The sequence below is a fragment of the Acinetobacter sp. YH12021 genome (assembly GCF_013420145.1).
GTDB lineage: Bacteria > Pseudomonadota > Gammaproteobacteria > Pseudomonadales > Moraxellaceae > Acinetobacter > Acinetobacter towneri.
Genome location: NZ_VOYT01000001.1, coordinates 185,709 through 203,950 on the forward strand (window position 1 = coordinate 185,709; position 18,242 = coordinate 203,950).

At 37.7% G+C, this 18,242-nt stretch carries 13 protein-coding genes; all 13 read right to left on the reverse strand.

Annotated features, from left to right (window positions below; all coding sequences use genetic code 11):
• Positions 1-182: 182 nt before the first annotated feature.
• Complete coding sequence (locus FTT91_RS00840; protein WP_180168780.1) at positions 183-1,379, reverse strand: tetratricopeptide repeat protein; 1,197 nt, start codon at positions 1,377-1,379, stop codon at positions 183-185.
• Positions 1,380-1,520: 141 nt separating this feature from the next.
• Positions 1,521-2,072 (reverse strand): DUF2799 domain-containing protein, encoded by a 552-nt coding sequence (locus FTT91_RS00845; protein ID WP_180168781.1) that lies wholly within the window; start codon positions 2,070-2,072, stop codon positions 1,521-1,523.
• A gap of 341 nt (positions 2,073-2,413) precedes the next feature.
• On the reverse strand, positions 2,414-3,076 hold the full coding sequence (locus tag FTT91_RS00850) for a hypothetical protein (RefSeq protein WP_180168782.1): 663 nt from the start codon (positions 3,074-3,076) through the stop codon (positions 2,414-2,416).
• Positions 3,077-3,139: 63 nt separating this feature from the next.
• Positions 3,140-3,805: a hypothetical protein gene (locus FTT91_RS00855; RefSeq protein WP_257229556.1), complete on the reverse strand. Its 666-nt coding sequence runs from the start codon at positions 3,803-3,805 to the stop codon at positions 3,140-3,142.
• 23 nt (positions 3,806-3,828) lie between these two features.
• Positions 3,829-5,268, reverse strand: a complete 1,440-nt coding sequence (locus FTT91_RS00860; RefSeq protein ID WP_180168783.1) for a hypothetical protein — start codon at positions 5,266-5,268, stop codon at positions 3,829-3,831.
• A gap of 79 nt (positions 5,269-5,347) precedes the next feature.
• A complete protein-coding gene (locus FTT91_RS00865; RefSeq protein WP_180168784.1) occupies positions 5,348-9,070 on the reverse strand; it encodes a tubulin-like doman-containing protein in 3,723 nt (1,240 codons plus the stop codon).
• Between the two features lie 51 nt (positions 9,071-9,121).
• Positions 9,122-9,532 carry a hypothetical protein gene (locus tag FTT91_RS00870; RefSeq protein WP_078426611.1) on the reverse strand — a complete coding sequence of 137 codons (411 nt, stop codon included), beginning with the start codon at positions 9,530-9,532 and terminating at the stop codon, positions 9,122-9,124.
• A gap of 40 nt (positions 9,533-9,572) precedes the next feature.
• A complete protein-coding gene (locus FTT91_RS00875; protein ID WP_151723393.1) occupies positions 9,573-11,036 on the reverse strand; it encodes a hypothetical protein in 1,464 nt (487 codons plus the stop codon).
• Positions 11,033-12,460: a hypothetical protein gene (locus FTT91_RS00880; protein WP_257229557.1), complete on the reverse strand. Its 1,428-nt coding sequence runs from the start codon at positions 12,458-12,460 to the stop codon at positions 11,033-11,035. Before FTT91_RS00880 ends, FTT91_RS00875 begins: the two co-directional genes overlap by 4 nt.
• 344 nt (positions 12,461-12,804) lie before the next feature.
• Complete coding sequence (locus FTT91_RS00885) at positions 12,805-15,681, reverse strand: type I restriction endonuclease subunit R (protein ID WP_180168785.1); 2,877 nt, start codon at positions 15,679-15,681, stop codon at positions 12,805-12,807.
• A 179-nt stretch (positions 15,682-15,860) separates the two neighbouring features.
• A complete protein-coding gene (locus FTT91_RS00890; protein WP_257229558.1) occupies positions 15,861-16,226 on the reverse strand; it encodes a hypothetical protein in 366 nt (121 codons plus the stop codon).
• An 18-nt stretch (positions 16,227-16,244) separates the two neighbouring features.
• Positions 16,245-17,096 carry a hypothetical protein gene (locus tag FTT91_RS00895; protein WP_180085478.1) on the reverse strand — a complete coding sequence of 284 codons (852 nt, stop codon included), beginning with the start codon at positions 17,094-17,096 and terminating at the stop codon, positions 16,245-16,247.
• 11 nt (positions 17,097-17,107) lie between these two features.
• Positions 17,108-18,220 carry a hypothetical protein gene (locus FTT91_RS00900; RefSeq protein ID WP_180168786.1) on the reverse strand — a complete coding sequence of 371 codons (1,113 nt, stop codon included), beginning with the start codon at positions 18,218-18,220 and terminating at the stop codon, positions 17,108-17,110.
• Positions 18,221-18,242: the final 22 nt, after the last annotated feature.

The window sequence follows — 18,242 nt, forward strand, 5'->3', positions numbered from 1 at the left end:
GTACGAAAAGTTTTTCAAAATCTTGTATAGATCAATTTCAACAATAGGCTTGTTGGTTAGAAAGGTAAAAGTATTTCTCTCCAAAAGGCCAATGACCTCCTATCTAGAGGATGAAACAGCATGAAATGCTGTTTCATCCTGCTAATTTAAAATAATAAACACCATTTTATATAAAGTTCAGTTTAAAGCTTATATTCATCAATCACTTTTTGGGCTTCTCCAAAACCATTTTGAGCGGACTGTTTTATCAACTGAACCCCTTTAGATTCATCTTTCGGAATGCCCTCTCCAAAATAATACATGAGACCAATAATATATTGTGACTTAGCATGACCTAGCTCGGCTGCTTTTGAAAACCATTTAAATGCTTCTTGATCATCTTGACGTTCACCCGCATCTTCACTGAAATAGTCCGATCCCAATGCAAAATATATTGTAGGAATATACTCTTTAGCTCTCTCATACCCTTGATTAGAAGCTTTTTCAAAGAAGTCTAATGCCTTCATGTAATCTTGAGGTACACCGATTCCTCTAAAGTACATGACTCCAAGATCAAATTGTGCTTTTGCATCGCCATTTTGTGCATTATTTGCAGCAGATACAAAAAATGCATCACCATCAATCACTTTTCCTGCTGTATTTGCTACAGTCAGTTGCTTATATGGTATATCCCATGAACTTTTAAGTTTATCTAGTTTTTTTTGAGCGCCTTCATGGCCTTGTGCGGCACTTTTTTCATACCATTCTTTTGCTAAAGTTAAATTTAACTCGGTACCTTGACCGTCAGAATACATTTCACCAAGTAAGAATTGAGCTGCTCTGTTTCCATCTGTTGCAGCTAGTGAGAACCATTTAAAGGCTTCAGGTAAATCTTGTTGCATTCCCTGACCAGTATAATAACAAGTACCCACATTTGCTTGTGCGCCAGTATCACCTAATAAAGCCCCGCGCAGAAACCATTCACACGCTTTCTGTTTATTGACAGGTGTACCTTCACCTTTGTAATACATAATCCCTAAATTCAATGGCGCAGACTTATGGTTGTGATATGCTGCATTCGTCCATGCTTCTAGTGCCTTAGCATTATCTTTTGAGATATACTGATTATTAAAAGAAATATTTCCCTTATAGTAAGCTTCCCCCAGATTAAAATAGTACTCACCATTAATTTTATCAATACGAGGCTTGACAACTTTTTCAACCCCTTTATGCAAGGGCGAAAATAATTTTCCAATACCGAGAGAGGCCATCTCTCCTGCCTTGTCAATTCCGCCTAGAGCTTTGAAATGAAGTTCTTCACTTTTAGTATTTGCAGTCACATACGAAGGTAAAGCTAATGCTAATAATGAAAGTAGTAATTTTATATTTAAGTATTTCATATAAATAATCCATTAAATTTGAAGACTCTTTATGATCTAAAATAAAACAGTGTAATAAATATTGATAACTATTCAAAAATAAAAAATGCAGTCTCTTTTTAAATCAGAAACTGCATTTTTCAAAGTTATAACTCACACTTACTATTCAAAACTTGCTGTTCGCTTGAATTGCATGAGTTCACGCTCTGCCAGATTATATTCTCGCTGAACTTGTCCCAGTTTATTGCTAGCTTCGTTATATCTTTCGCGATAGTATTTGCGCGACTCTTCTTTAAGATCAGAGTTGTACATATTAGATTTTGCGGTAGTAATTGTATCTTCAATCGATTTTAAATTTTTATTCGCGGTATAAAACTGATTTGCTACATTGTAATATGGTCTTAAATTATTCTGTAACTCCATTGGACAACTTTGATATGTGCCTTTACCTTGCAATGCATAATCAAAAATCGTTTGTGGGTTACAGTAGTTTTTTAAACCTTTCTTATAGCCCGCTGTATACGCTGCTGTATCCAAAATAGAATTATGCTTCATACAAGCTTGCGCTCGTTTCTGCATAAGTGAGCCATTTCCGTTATAACCATCATTTTGCCCAATCAATGACCAGTTTGCCGTCATACATTCACTTTTTGACATGATTGCACAGCCGTTGAGCATCAAAATACTGCCCAACAAAATTATTTTCTGTTTCATAAACCCCTCAAGGAAACAATGTATTAATTGAAAATTCTTAAGAATTTAAATTCTTAAACTAAAATAATAGTCTACGGATTATTTGTAATTTTGTTGCCATTTACAAAAATCCCAATCTCTAGAATATAATATCCTCACCCTTTATTAGACTGATAGAAGCTTTTAGCTGAATATATTTTCAAGCCGGTCAACACTCTAACTTCATTTAAATGTCAATCAAATCTAAACCAATTTAAAGTCCGGTTAGTTTAAGAAGGAAAATTAATCCGAAAAAAATATACTCCTTTTTTTTGGTCCAAAATTTACTTCTAAATTGGTTAACCTATAAATAGATAAGAGTCCTACCTATTATCAAGAACTTTAAATTTAATTGATTTAATACGTTGTATTTCCTCTAAACTTATATGAATTTCTTTATCTCTAAACATACTAATATTTTCAGCAATACTTACATCATGGAACACTTTATTATCCTGCTTATAGCGCGTGATATACCGAAAAAAGTGTTCAAATGGCACACCTGTACCATCATTAAGCATAGAAGATGTCTTTATATATCCACTAAAAATTTCTTTTTGATTTGCATCTAGTAATTCCATTTTTATCTTTAACTTTGGCTTAGCCCATTTATATTCTAAATTTGAAAAGATATAACTTTGCCCATAACGTTTTATTGCATCATTAAAGAATGTCTGCTTATCTAATAAGCTTTCATGTTTTTCATATTTTTCAAAAATTTCTTTTTTTATATATACTTGAATATTTTTTACTAAAAAATAAGGAACACCTCTATAATCATTTTTCACCATAGTCCCATCGTAACTAAAACGAATACCATTTTCTCTAAGATCATCAACTAATTGATCAAAAACACGTAAATATTTTACAGAGTTTTCTTCAATATCGAAATTTGACAGTTTATTATTAATTTCAAATACTGTTTCGCTTGCTATAGTAATAGTGGTAACCAACAACAGCATTATACCAATAAAAAAATGCTTCACTGCATATACTCATTCAATATTAAATATAAAAATGCCCATATAAATACATATGGGCTTATAAATTTAGACAAGATTTAAAATTTTACGATTATTAGCTACTTTATTACCATTAACTAATAATTCTGTTTCAATAGTATAATTACCTTTAGATACACTCGCTGGAAACTTCCAATTGAAGGAATTTTCAAAATCTCCTGAACTATAACCTTGGGCTGTTGAAACCTGAACATCTTTCACTAATTCACGAATCACTTTTCCATTCGCATCTTTTAGAACTAATTTTTCTTGGACACGCTGAAGGGGATCAGCAACACCTTCTACAACAGTCAAATCTGATTTCACTGTAATATTTTGGTTAGCTGAAACAGTTTGATTTGGTAAAATAACCGTAGAATACTGTTGAACTCTTGTTGTTTGAGGCAGTTTCCCCTTATTAGCTTTTTTATATGCCGTTTCAACTTCAGCAGCTGACTTTTTCTGAATAGTATGTGCATTAATCATCATACATCCTGCTGCAAAAACCGCACCGCCAATGGCTGCACCTGTTGCAGCATAGGTACTATCACCTACAGATGCTCCAATAGCAGCACCAAGTAATGCACCTACTGCTGTAGACATTCCTGTATTACATCCACCGTTAGCTGACGTTGCTAGCCCACCTGTACTTGCACAACCAGAAACCAAAATTGCTGAACTCAGCATAGTAATAGATATCGCTTTTTTCATCATAGACCCTCTGTAAAATTTAAAAATTATTGAATTACCATATCGTCAAAGGCTGCTGACTCACCTGCTTCAGCCTGACGTAAAATACGTTTTGCTTGACTATTACTCGGGGAAGCAGACAATACTTCTCGAGCCAAAGATTTAGCCAGACCGTAGTTATTTGCATTTAATGCACGCTCTGCACGATTGAGCTGAGAATCAAAACGGGCTTCATTTTGACGACGTGCTGCTTCTGCTGCTAATTTACGTGCCGCCTCTTCAGCTTTTTGATGCTCTTTTTCTAAAGCTTGTTGACGTTCTCTTTGTGCTTGCTCAGCTTGGCGTTGTGCATCTGCACGCTCACGTTCTACTTGGGCTAAACGTTGTGCTTGTTCAACCTCATGATTGGTATTTTGTTGAGGTATACTTTGAACAACATCTTGTACAGCCTCACTTTCTAATGGAACTTCATCTGTCTCTTGTTCTTGTTGAAGATTGAATTCTTCAATCATCGATTCGATTTGTGGTAGTAGCTCTACACCACCGATAAGTTCAGCATCAAGTTCTAATGCAGCAAGCACTGTCTGATGTGCTAACTCCAAGTTTCCAGCTTGCAAATACTCTTTTGCTAAAGTGAGCTTCTCTTTTGCAGATGTGGCTTGTGCTTCAGCCGATACAACCAATTGAACAAAACTTGCATTGGTTTTACATTCTGCCTGGTTGAGTTTGATGATACTCAATGCACGTGTCGGCATTTTTTCACTCAGCAAACTGTTAATTTCTGCATTTGCATTTTCACAAGGATCAACCTGTGCCCCTTCATCTACAGATGCAACTTCTTCTACATTGTCTTTGCCACTAAATATAAAGAAAATCACAGCCAAAATCACAATAAATGCAATTGCAATATATTTAAAGCTTGATGTTTTTTGCTGTGGTGGATCGAATGGTGTAGGTTGACTATTCAAAGATGGTTGTTCTGGTGGCGTGAAGACCGGAGCTTCAGGCTTTGGTTGTTCAAGAAGCTCATCTGGCTCAGCATCTAAGACGGACAGATCACTTTGAAACTTGAGTTGATATTGTTGCAAACTTAAATATTCATTTGGAATATTCGCTAAATGTTTTAAACGTACAAAAATCCCTTCATCTTTTTTAAAGGCGTAACGATCATAAGTTCGCATCAACTCAAGGGATGCACCAACAATAATGATCCCGAATAATTCTTTACCCTGTTTCGTAATATGTTTGACCACAACCGATGTATCAGCAGCCTCATTATTTTGAGCTTCACTTAGTGTTTCACTAACCGTCGATTCTGGTAGGTCACTGACTATTTCTTGTGGAATAGTCGATGTTTCTTCTGGCTCTGCAGGCAGAGTTTGAGCTTGAACGCTTTGTGCAACACTACAAAAAGGACAAAACTTTACTTTGAGCTGTAGCTCATGCTTACATCCAATACAAGCCGTATATTCTTGCTGCTTAACCATTTCATTTAAACCTATTACTTCTTTTTGTGTTGAGCATGAGCAGTATTGCCCTCCTTCGAGAACAATACTGCGATGGGCATTATTGTAAAATTGGCGGCATGCCTGGAATTGGTGGTGGCTCAGGCATTGCAAGCTCAGGGCATTGGGCAATTGCGATCCAATTAGCTAAACCTTCACGCCATACCATCGTTGCAGTGTTAATTTGTTGCTGCTGCAACATTTCAACCACTTTAGAATGTGAGTATGGTCCAAAGTTTTGCCCATTAATCGCTATATGATATTGATACTGAGGTTGCTGCAGAATGGGTGGTGGCATCGCGCCTGGAGGTGGCGGTGGAGTCATGCCAGGCATTGCAAAAGTCGCTATTGGCGTAACTACTTCTGCCACACTTTTTTTCACAAGAAGTTGTTCATGTGTTTGTAAGATACTTGGTGACATATTCATCACCCATTTCAGACGTCGACCTTTATTTGGCTCACGAATTTCGTCCTGATATGCATCCTCGTCTGAATCTTTGAGCACTTCAGCCCATTTTTCCATTTCTTCGCGATATTCAGTTAACTCGTATGCTCTGTCGATCGATTCTTGTGAAATTTCCTTACGCTCAGCTAACTCAATAAGTTCTTTCTTCAATTCTTTCGCAATGGCACATGCAAAACCAACATGTTCAACCTGAGCACCAGTTTCATTTTGTACCAAACGTGGCGTGTAAACTTCACGCTCATAATGATCAACTAATGCAATTAGCATTGTTAAATTTGCATCACTCAGAGATTTAAATTTCTGTTGAACTTGATCATAAATGTTGTCACGGTAAGTCTGAGGTAAGCCATTTAAACGGAAACCACGTTCATTACCTAAGCGGCGAACATCACCTCGTGCTACTGCAAATTCATATTGCCCACTTGGAATCAAGCCTGGAACATCACAGCGCTTTAAAATACCCAACATCACTGCTTTCAGGTAGCATTTAAAATCATCAGCTAAGCTGTTTAATTCATCAGGTGTCGGGGCATATGGATGCTTGAATCGTGTTGAGTCAATATGGGTATGTAAAGGAGTTCTTTCACTCTCTTTACGATAACTCGTACGCCAAGTTTCAATACCCCGTAAAATCGTAAGAGGAATACCTGACAACTCGACATAGCATACTGCTCGACCAGGTTCCCCGGTTTCGACAATCGACAATGCTTGAGCATTTAAGCCTAAACCACTTGGAATAGAGCCAGTTAATTCGTGTTTGTACTTTTTACTGAACTGATCTGCCCCATTCACACCAATGAAACATTTGAAACGGTCTGGTGGCGGTGTGAAATCGCCGCCCATTTTAGCATCAATCCAAGGCATGGCACGTTGTAACCACTCAGTGAATACATTATGACGCTCAACCACACTCATGTTTTCAAGTGCTTTAAACAGTGCATCTTCTTCTTGATCATTTTGTTCAAAAACAACCAGACGACGCTCAGCCATACGAATAATTTTAAGCAATAATGGTGTTTGCTGATCTGGATCAACAAGGACTTTAAACAGCTCTCTTGAGCCACCAAAATCTTTAAATGCTTCAGCTGCCCATTCACACAATAAACGAGGATCAATCTCACGCTCTTTCACATCGTCAGTTTCGATGATTTGCAAAGTTGCATGTTTAGTCCGAATTTGTTGATGAATCACTTCACGATCGTGATCAAGACGCTTCATCATATCCATGACAGACTCTTGACCATTTTGCAGGTCACCCATCACCCCATTCCAAATCGTCTTGCCACTCTCATCCACACCCAAACTGTTACCTAACCAGTTCGAGATATCCTGCATCAACTCAATCGCTTCGACAGCAGCTTTAGCTTGTAAATGGAATGCAAGAACATTTGAAATATCATTACGCAAATGATCTAAAATATTTCGTGCCTGCTCTTCACGAGAAGATGCACCCAAGCCGAGGAAGCCCGAGCCTTTTGTTTCTTCTAAATCCTTGAGTTGTTTTTCATATTCATAGGTTTGTACAGCATCTTTAATAGCTGTATAGCGGTTTGCAGAATTTTTTAGGTATACGCAAATTCCTGTATTGGCATTTTCAATACGGCCTTTAATTTGTTCTACTAAAGAAATGACATACTCAAAACCACCTAGATCTTGATTATCAATATAAAGATAGAGGCGGTTTTCGATGTCTTTTTTCAGTGCATCAAAAATTAATTTTCTACGACGCACTACCTGATCTTCAGCAGTATCCCCTTTAGTATTCGGGTTACGGATCACTTGTTCGAGTAAATTATCCATCGCAAGACGAACTTGAACAGGCCATTGATCACGATCTACGTTACTGACTTCATTAATGCGCTTGCTAACACGTTGGCGTGTTTCATCAACAATATCAACCTCTACACCCGACTGACCTGATCGAAGCAATGTTTCAACAATCGTCAAATCCATAAATTCTGTATTTAACTCACGAATTTCAGGATTTTTCAGTGTTGCAGCAGAAAACTCTGGCAAGTTGTTAAATGGTACTAAAGCTGAATACATATATTCAGACATAAAGTTATCACATTGCTTCTGACTCGCACGATTTGCAGCAGGATTCGCGCTTGCTACACCAAAGAAGGCTTTCAGCATGTCCGAAGCTAGGCTGTATGCGTATTCATCATAGCGAGCACGACCAAGTGTGTCCAAAGTCGATTGACCGAATGCTGAATAGGCACATGAGTAATTTAACTTCATATCACCGAAACGACCTGTCGGAACAGGTGGCGCAAACATATGAATTTTATGTTGGCGTTGGTTGACAGCAACTGAACGTTTCCGATTGGCAAAGTCAGCAGAACGAAAATCTTCAAATAACGTATCCGCAACCATCGAGTAGACATCATTCATATTGTCCGTATGCTGGCGTGCCAGGTTACCGGAATCAATTAAATGAACTTCATCATACGGTTTCGATGCAAGCTGTGGACGATCATAATCATCCCATTTTTCCACATACTTTGAATGCCCCACCATTGCAGATTCAACTTCCATCAACGCTGCATAAGCATTCGCCTCAGTACGTGATTTATTCGCGCTTGAATAACCTGTCGGTAAAAACAACATCAACTCTACGTCAGCAGCTTCAACTTCGTTGCTTGCCACCCATTTAGATAACCACCCCATATCCAAAAATGAACCGGAACCTGTACCTCCAGCAACAGAGCCCAAAACCACAATACGAAATTTGCTTGTATCTAGTTGTAAATTTAGTTTTTTAAGAATGTCATCACGCGATAAACCTGCTTTTAATGTATTTAATTTTGAGCGGATTTTGTCACGAGTTTTTGGATATTTATCAAAGAAATATAAACGTGATACAGATCGAATTTGCCCCGCACCTTTTGCAGGATCAATGCCTAATTCACGAATTTTTTTAGGGGTTAGCGGTAACCAATTTTGAATATGTGGATAACGGCTTAATGAAGCATCATCACGACTATATTTTTCAATATCAAAAGACTCAACGATCTTTTCATCATCTGTAAACTTGACTAAGTTATATTGCAAATCTTCAGTTTGTGCACGACCACTATCAATAATTGCACCCTGATCTAAGTCAAAATGCATAAATTGTGCAATTGGAAACTGTGATAAGTTTTCTAAGCGAACATTATCACTACCCCAACTTGCATTGAGAATACGACGACGCACACGCATCATCACTTCCATACCTGTACCACCAACACCAATATAAAGTGTTGGGCGGAGTTTTACGGTCTGCTCTGCTGATTTGGCTGCAGTGCCTGTGTTGACATTTTGTGCGTCTGTCATCATCTTCCCTCTGGTTCTTTATTTTTTAATTGCTTAACTTACAGTCAGTGCTTAAGCACGGCTTGATGTGAATGTCAGGACAGCACTTACCAATGCAACAATACCTAATGGCCCTAAAATAAGCAGGGATAAGAATTTCACTGGATTGACTGCTGCCAAGACTGCACCAATGGCAACCGCAGCAAGGAAAATAAATAACCACCAACCTGCCATACTTGCTTTGCTCGGAGAAATACGTTTTTTTACCAAACTATTGCTGAAACCGCGTTTTGCAAAAAAGAAAGCGATGAGAAGAACAACGATAATTCCACTAGCAATCATGAGATCACGAGAACCTGTTTCCTCTTGAACTGTAGGTACATTCACTTCTTGAACAGTTTGTGCTGCTGTACCTGTTTCAGTTTGAGCCTGCTCATCTGCCGTTGGTAAAACAAAACCGTTATTTGTATTTGACTCTGACATATATCCCCCTGGATGCTTTTTTAAAATTAATCTTAAATATTTAACGTAGTGTTACACTAAATTCTTTATCTAAAACTTGTACAGATGCGTCTGAAATACCACGTTTTACAATCGCAATTTCTTTCCCTGAATCACCATAAACACTCATCTTTGAAAATGGTTTTAATTGGATAGTTTGTTTCTTCAAGCCATTCACCCAAACATCATATTTTTTACGTTTTGAGCTCAATGCCAAAGCCAAAATTCCGAGTACAAGTGCCAATAAAATCCCTGCAATCATGACTACAACCGGCCATAATGGATATTGCAAACGGAATTGTACCGGAATTGTGGCTGTGGACGACTGAATACTTTGTGGTGCAACAAAGACATCCGATAATGGATCACCAGGAAATAAACTCTGCAAATTCTGTTTAAAATCTTCAGATAAGCTCAGCTTCTGCTCATATAAGGTCACATCAATATTTGCAGGAATCGTAACTGCCTTACCCATTGCCTTAAACACTTCCCAAGACCATGGGGACACAATTAAATGCGAAGGTATTGGCACCTGAAACTCGAGCTTGGTATTATCCTTAGTCATCAAACGGATATCCGTTTCAGAAATCTGAATCGGTGCTTGCATTCCATTTGCTAATCTTAATTTTGCTTCAACACGAGTTGCTGCAATATTGTAAGGATAAAATTTGTTTTTCAGATCTGCTGTGAGTTTTAACTCAGGAATGACATCTTTAGGCTCTAAATTAAAAACCAAAGTTTTCTGATCTGCTGCCAAAGAGGCATGAATCGTCGATGAGTTTTTTACACCTGTCGGAATGAGCTGAACAGGTTCTTTATCTAAAGGCTTTAATAATGCAGGCTGTTGGGTAAACACTTTTTCCATCTGACCTGATTTTACCAAATGGTTTAACTCAGCTTCTGCCTGCTCACCATAAGCCAATACATAAACCATTAGTCCTGATGCATTAAAATGTTTCCCTTGTACAGGCATTCTTAATGGATAAGCCATTACTTTATTTATAGCTGGATCTAAGTGAACTAACTCATAAAACTCTTTATTGCGTTCAGCCGTTGCCTCATCATTATTGGGACTATTTTTATTGTTAGTAAAAATCCAGATAATGCCTGACTTTTTCGCAAATGGACCTGTAATCGTGGCAACGACAGCTTCTTTAAAATCTGTGTCTGCATAGGCTTTATCAGATTTTTTGGCAATCCCCTGTTGGCTGAGTTGCTGACTGACATTTTGTTTACCTGCCCCTTGATAAATCAACACAGGTGATTGGGCAGTTGTGTTACTTTGGTTAAACATGGAAACCGCAACCGTATCATTGGGCTGCGTTACCGTTTGAACCACTGCATTGACCAGCGGTTTTAATTGAGAATTTTGATCCTGGTAAAATGGCTCCATCCAACCAGAGTTTTGGACTAAAAATGCATGCTGACCCGCACAAGTGAGCGTTGAAGCTAAACTCACAGCAACCATTAAACCAATGTGTTTCATGCAACCAACTCCCAACCTAAGATGTCATTTAAGCTTGGGTTATAGAAATACAAAACATTCTGATGAATAAAAAATTTTGAATGTAATGGCTTTTCTACTTGAACACGATGAAAATCAATTAGTCCATCATGTGTATCTATAAATAATTTAATGTCTTGCTTTGTGTCATCTGCAAGTTTTTGTTCAATACCGATATTGGTATCTGTATCGAAGCTGAATCCTAAAATTAACTCTTTTTTCTCATCTTCAATCATTGGAACTGTAAAACGATGAGTTGATTCGACCACACTTGCTTCTTTCCATATATCTTGTTTGATTTCCAATTTACCATCTAGGCCGAACTTTGATATACCTGTGGTAAAACGGAATGATGGAGTTTTTTCGAGTTGGTCTTCAGAATCTAATTCGATATAACACAAAGGACCTTTTTCATTACTTTGAGTTTTACCAAATTGATAAAAACTCCCTTTTTGATCATCATACGGTGCACCAAAACGGAAATCAGGCGTGTAGCTTGGTAGCCACATTTTATAGACGATATTGAGTGCTTCATCATCAGAGATTTTATATTTTAAAATCAATTGCCCTGACGTACCAACCCAAATAATACGTCTAGTGTCATAAACAACTTTTTCAAAATAAATTTCAGAGGTTTGTTCATTCAACAAAATCTCTATCTGATTCGTGACATCAAAAATTTTAACCTGATCATCAATTAAAATTGGTATTAAAATCTTTTTATTCCAATAAACCGGTGTACCTAAACATGGACTATTAAGTGGGGTGATATACTCAGCACGATAGGTCAATGACAAACCTTCAATGGTGACTCGTGCTAAACCTGCTTTGGTTGGAATATATAAGCACTGAATACCAGCATCATTTACAACGCCTAAAAGTTGCAAATATTCTTCCAATTTTTCTGGACAACGCTCTAAACGACGTTCAACTGCTTTTAATTCCAACCATTCCTGATTGTCTTGACTCCAAATCAAGAGATTGCCATTAACTTTATTGTATGCCACGAGTTGAGGAATATCGGTACTGGCTTTGATCGACACAAATTCAAAAATACCTCTTGGTGGCATTTTTATTTTCTGTTCTGTATCAGCATCAATCTGTGGCTCATTCTTTAATTTTTTAAGTTGATGACTTAACTGTAAGCCATGGCTATCCATGTATTGACGATTATCATCATAATGTCGTCCCTGCCCATAAGGCGGAAGCCAATATGCTTCTGAATCAACCTGCTTTTTTTCTAAAGGAGTACCTGTTTCAGGATCATATAAAAACTCAGGTGGATACACTTTTCCAGCCAAAGTTGGCAAGTTCAGCATCTGTTGAACAAAATGAGGATTCACATGATTTTCAACATTTGAATTTGGCGTACTTTTTAAAATATAACCCACTGTCTCATCTCGCATCCAAGTACCAGATGCTAAGTTCCACACTGTCTTATCGTGATCATGAACCAAGACACACCCCATATTTTGAATTTCTTTTGCAACATTCTAGTCATTTTTTTTCACTTTCAAACCTTTTATTTGATTTTTTTTTAATAAAATTAGTTAGTTAAATTAATCTTAACAATATCGCAAAATTAATTAACAAATCTTAACATTTATTTTATTTCTTATCCAATCTCCCTATATGCGATTTAGTCAAAATGACTTTCATTTTAGTGCGGAGATAGTGACAGATGAACTACCACCTTGCTGATTAATAAATCTAAATTTTTATAATTGCTTTGACCCAATTATTACCTCAATTAAAACCCCACATAAAACTTTTCAATCAACTTGCGTGTCTTGACCAGCAAATTGCTAAAAATGCTCTCCCGTTCAAACAGCTTAACCTTATAGTTTGGTAAGTCCTTCAACTCTTCTTTACGTGGTAGGCGTTTGGTGAACTCATAATGCTCCAGAACCTGCTTCATCGCTTCTGGTTTCAGGTTTTCTTCTTTACAAAGATGCTGATAGGCCTGTTCTTTTTCAGCATCCCAGAACTGAGCAAAAGCCGTTTGGACGCTTTGGCCGTTGATCATCTTCGGCATGTTTTCTTCAATGAATTTTTGAATGAGGTCTTGCTTATCGTGCAAGCTAATATCACTACTGATTAAATCGTAAATTTGCGCTTGGTACCTCTTACGCTTGTCCTCTGAGTCTGTATCTATTACGAGCTGTAGTAGATTGATGATATAGCCAACATTGATACGGTCACTGTGCAGTAAATCCAGTTGAAAATCGACATCATCCAATACCGATACTTTGTCTCTCTTGGTGGTCTTTCTAACGGCACGACATAGGTCAGCATACTTAGAGGCGAAGTTCGCGAAGTGCTGCTTATCAAGTTGTGTTTGGTCTTGATCGTATTCAATAAAAGTTTGTAATTGCGCGTTATAGCGCATCACTTCACGGAAAGCTTTAATAAATTCGAGTTGCTGTTCTTCAGTGACAAGGTCATCGACTGATTGGTAATTGGGCGTTAAGGCAAACAATTTGCTCACCGCTGCTTGGTAATCCTGTTCGATTTCCGCATAGCTGGGAACAAGTACAATCTTGGTCGTTTCTTTATTGGAAAATAGTGCCAGTGCTTCATCTGTTGCACGTTTTAGGTTGCGGAAACAGATGATATTGCCAAATGGTTTTTTATCGTTATAGACACGGTTGGTACGAGAGAATGCCTGAATTAAGCCATGATATTTTAGATTTTTATCGACATACAAGGTATTTAACGGCTTAGAGTCAAAGCCCGTGAGGAACATATTGACCACAATTAGAATATCAATCTGTCTGTTTTTTACGCGCTGTGCAATGTCGCGGTAGTACGCATAAAATTGATCACCAGAATTGTAGTTGGTTTTAAACTGTCGATTGTAATTCGCAATGTAGCGATCCAGCTTATCCCGACTGGATGAATTGACCTGAGTTGGAATATCTGCGGCTTCTTCATGAATTAAGCCATTTAAGTCATCAGTCGGTACAGCCTCATTTGCCGCATAAGAAAAGATAGTGGCAATGGTCAACGGTTTAAATATCCGACCTTGTGCTTCATCTTCAATTTGCTTTTCAGCCTGCACCTTTTCAAAGAGGTCGTAATATTGGGTCAGTGTTTCGACCGAACTGACACAGAACATTGCGGTAAATTCACGATTACGGGTTTTGGTATCGTGAATATTGACAATGTAGCGGGCAATCATTTCAAGGCGTTGCGGGTTGTCATACAGTTCTTTGGTATCGATGCCTTCTACATCTTCCTCATAACTTTCATTCGTCGCCATGCCTTTGGCGGTGTATTTGCCACGATAATCAATCTGGAACTGCAAGACGTTACGATCACGGATGGCATCGACAATCACGTATTTATGCAAACACTCATTAAACAGGTAATCTGTGGTGAGTTTTAAACCTGCTTTGCTTTGGCTGTTCTTTTCAAAAATAGGCGTACCGGTAAAACCAAACATTTGTGCATTGCTGAAGAATTTTTTGATGTTCTGATGGGTCTCACCAAATTGACTGCGATGACATTCATCAAAAATAAAGACCACTTTTTTATTTTTAAGATAATCAATCGATTCTAAATATCGGTCAGTACTGATGGCTCGATTGAGTTTTTGGATGGTGGTCACAATCAGTTTGTCATGACGTTGATCCAGCTGTTTCACCAAGGTCGATGTGTTATCGGTGCTGTCCACGCTGTCGGCTTTAAAAGCATTAAATTCGCGTGAGGTTTGCGTATCGAGGTCGTTACGATCCACCACAAACAGAACTTTTTCCACATCAGGCATTTGCATGATGATCTGACTGGCTTTAAATGAGGTCAGGGTTTTGCCTGAACCTGTAGTGTGCCAAATATAGCCGTTCTGATCGGAGTTTTGCACATGCTCCACAATTTTCTGTACTGCATAAATCTGATAGGGACGCAGTACCATCAGACTTTTGGTGGTTTCTAGCAGTACCATGTACTGGGTCAGCATTTGGGCCAGATGCTGCTGATTTAAAAATGCTTCGGCAAAGTCGACAATTTCATTGATGTGTTTGTTATGGACATCCGCCCATGGAAAGGCAAACTCGATGCCTGTGGTGCCGTTGGAGTAATAACGGGTATTTGCGCCATTACTAATCACAAAAAGCTGAATAAAACCAAATAGCCCTTGCCCTGCCCAGTAGGCTTCACGAATATAGCGTTGGGTCTGATTGAAAGCTTCGGCAATTTCCATGCCGCGTTTTTTCAGCTCGATCTGTACCAAAGGCAAACCATTGACCAGTAAGGTCACATCAAAACGGCTGGTACGGCCATTATAGTCGCGGTGATCGATGGTGATTTGATTGGTCACCTGATAGATGTTCTTGCTTGGGTCATCTGAAAGGAAAAAGATGTGTTTGCTGGTCCCATCATCAAATTTGACTGGGAACAGATCACGCAGATTCTTGGCGCGTTCAAACACGGTGCCCGTGTTTAAAAAACTGATGACCTGTTTCCATTCAGTTTCTGACAGGGGTGCTAGCCCATTGGTACGTTCGACTTGGGTTTTGAGGTTAGACAGTAGTTGGCGTTCATCCTTGAGCGTCACTGAGGCATAACCCAATTGCTTGAGCTGGCTAATCAGTTCATTTTCAAGTTGGTATTCGCTTTGTACTGTCATTTCACCATCACTTTAAATCAATATTTAACAACAACTTAACCAATACAATAACTAAGCATAGTTTTAGCTATTTATCAAATTTTAGACTCTATTTAAACAAAATCTGTGCAACGCATATTTTTCATTAATCTCATTTAAAGACTTGATAAGAGGAATGCCACATAGAAAACTTTAAAGAATCAGTGCATTAATCTCAAAAACTGAGGATTATTCACCTTCATTTGCAAATTGTTTTTATATTCTTCAATTGTTCCTCGAGCACAGAAACGCTTACCTACCATGCCATCAATACGACCGAAGCGCTCTTCAAACCATTTGTAGTTATTGTCCCAAACTAAAATCGTCAACGTTTGATTCGGATACATTCGATCAAGGTTTAAATAATGCCGATTTTCTAAATGCTTAATCTCAGCTAACTGCCCACATGCCATCACGGTTTTACCAACATGGAATGGAGCTTTAATTGCCTCAATTTTAATTTCCTGCGAAAAAGCATTTAAGCTCGCCATAAACAACAAAGAAGTAATTAATATTTTTTTTAGCATAGGGAACACCTTAAGTATTTAATAGCTTGAAATCTGATTTTCAACAGAGCGAATCACAATTTGAGGAACACCTTTATAGCTTTCGATTAAGCCAGTGATACAAATATTGCTACCCTCTGATGTCGGCATGATGTTGTTTGACCACATCACTGCACTGAATTTATGTTTTGGATATATACCTCCAAAATTTATATACGTTGCTTTTGATGTTTGTGAAATTTGACTCACTTCACCACACACAGTCGTACTTTCTCCAATATGTGCATCTGCTTCATATACTGAAATCTGACCAGATGTCGATAAATTTGTATCGTCTATATTGCCTTCAAATGGATTTAAAACAGCCTGTCTTGGCTCTTCAATTTTAGGTTGATCAATTGGTTTAGTAGTTGATGCTGTATCAGTTTCTATTTGTTGCTCATGCACATTCGATGGCGTAAATCTTTCTGGCAAGCCTTGATTTTTTTGGCTGTCCACTGTCAATTGTCGTGAGGCATCTGCTATTTCTTCTGCGTTAAGAAGTATGTGATCTTCTCTAGCAACTGCAGATTCATTGTTTGAAAATAAAATATAGCCACCAATAAAAATTATCAAAGCAATCAAGCCAACAATTACAGCCTTATATTGTTTATTCTTGCGAGTCTGTTCTTGGTATATAGGATCAAGACCCGCTTGCTTTCTAAACTCTAATTCTTGTTCAACCTGCTTCCTCTGTGCTTCTAGCGCAAACTCATCTTGTTTTTTCTTTTGTTCAAGATCATATCGCTCTTTTGCTTTCATCTCTTGATAGGTTTCTGAAAAGGAATTACAAATACTTAAAACAATCCCGATAGCAACTAAGCCAGCCAAAAAAATTATGAAATCAATCATTAAATATCTCTTTACACGATTTGATCCAATGAGCCTAGAATCATCTGAGGCTTGCCTTTGTACTCCTCGATCATCCCTTTCACACAGAGTGTATTATTTTCTACGTTTTGAAGTTGTTGGCTGATATGCGAATTATTGCTCCAAATCACAACAGTAAAAGTCGCTTTGGGATAAGGTTGATCAAAGTTCAAATACACCCCTTTTGAGAACTCTTTTAATTGGGCTACCTTACCGCATACTATTCGATTTTGACCAATATACATACTAGCTTGAATAGATTGAATATGATTCGCACTAGAAGTTGAATTTTGATCTGCCTGAACATCTGATGAAAGATAACTAGATGAAACTTGCTCTGTTATGGGTATATTTTCAGCAGATTGTGAGGTTGATTTTATATATACCACTGCACCTAGCGCAATAGAGGCAACAAGACCTACTCCGATATAAATCTGTTTTTTGATTTCATTTTTAACTGACCCAAGCTCTTGTGTTTGCCTTCCTTTCATCTCTGAAAGTTCTTTTTGTACATTTTGTAGTTCTTGTAAATGATTTTGTTTAAATGCATCTATACCTTTTCTGACATTGCTTAGCTCATTTGAAACATCTGAATGATTTAGTGAATTATTTGTGGTTTGCTGTTTTTCATAATCGGCTATTTTAGCTTCATATTCAGCGATCAGAACTTGAATCTGTTTTTGTTTAGATTGTTCAGTAATTTGATGGCTCGCTTGAGCTTGTAATGCTTTACGAATCTCAAGGATCACTTGTTGCTGTTGTTGAAATGCTTTTTTATTGGTATAGCGTAAGACAATTCCAAATTGTTGAATTAAATCATTCTGACGCTCGAGAAAGTCATTAAACTTTTCATACCCCTTATTATTGATTTTTGCGTAACCGTCCAACTCAATTGGCAATTGATAGCCTTTGCTTTTATTTACGATCATGAAATCAATATACCGATTACCAGATTTATTATCTTTAAACGGATACTGAGCGATAACATCATCGGGGGAGATTTCTGGAATTTGACTTAAGATTTCATCTACAAATTTTTCTTCATACCCAACAATATGCTTAATCTTGTCTCTATTTTCATATTTCCACTTTTGCCAGTCCAACATTCCACACCCATACAAAAAAATT

Bases quoted from the DNA above. Each gene is read 5' to 3' on its own strand.
- FTT91_RS00840 (WP_180168780.1), bottom strand. From the start codon at position 1,379: ATGAAATACTTAAATATAAAATTACTACTTTCATTATTAGCATTAGCT.
- FTT91_RS00845 (WP_180168781.1), bottom strand. From the start codon at position 2,072: ATGAAACAGAAAATAATTTTGTTGGGCAGTATTTTGATGCTCAACGGC.
- FTT91_RS00855 (WP_257229556.1), bottom strand. From the start codon at position 3,805: ATGATGAAAAAAGCGATATCTATTACTATGCTGAGTTCAGCAATTTTG.
- FTT91_RS00860 (WP_180168783.1), bottom strand. From the start codon at position 5,268: ATGGTTAAGCAGCAAGAATATACGGCTTGTATTGGATGTAAGCATGAG.
- FTT91_RS00865 (WP_180168784.1), bottom strand. From the start codon at position 9,070: ATGACAGACGCACAAAATGTCAACACAGGCACTGCAGCCAAATCAGCA.
- FTT91_RS00870 (WP_078426611.1), bottom strand. From the start codon at position 9,532: ATGTCAGAGTCAAATACAAATAACGGTTTTGTTTTACCAACGGCAGAT.
- FTT91_RS00875 (WP_151723393.1), bottom strand. From the start codon at position 11,036: ATGAAACACATTGGTTTAATGGTTGCTGTGAGTTTAGCTTCAACGCTC.
- FTT91_RS00880 (WP_257229557.1), bottom strand. From the start codon at position 12,460: ATGCGAGATGAGACAGTGGGTTATATTTTAAAAAGTACGCCAAATTCA.
- FTT91_RS00885 (WP_180168785.1), bottom strand. From the start codon at position 15,681: ATGACAGTACAAAGCGAATACCAACTTGAAAATGAACTGATTAGCCAG.
- FTT91_RS00890 (WP_257229558.1), bottom strand. From the start codon at position 16,226: ATGCTAAAAAAAATATTAATTACTTCTTTGTTGTTTATGGCGAGCTTA.
- FTT91_RS00895 (WP_180085478.1), bottom strand. From the start codon at position 17,096: ATGATTGATTTCATAATTTTTTTGGCTGGCTTAGTTGCTATCGGGATT.
- FTT91_RS00900 (WP_180168786.1), bottom strand. From the start codon at position 18,220: ATGTTGGACTGGCAAAAGTGGAAATATGAAAATAGAGACAAGATTAAG.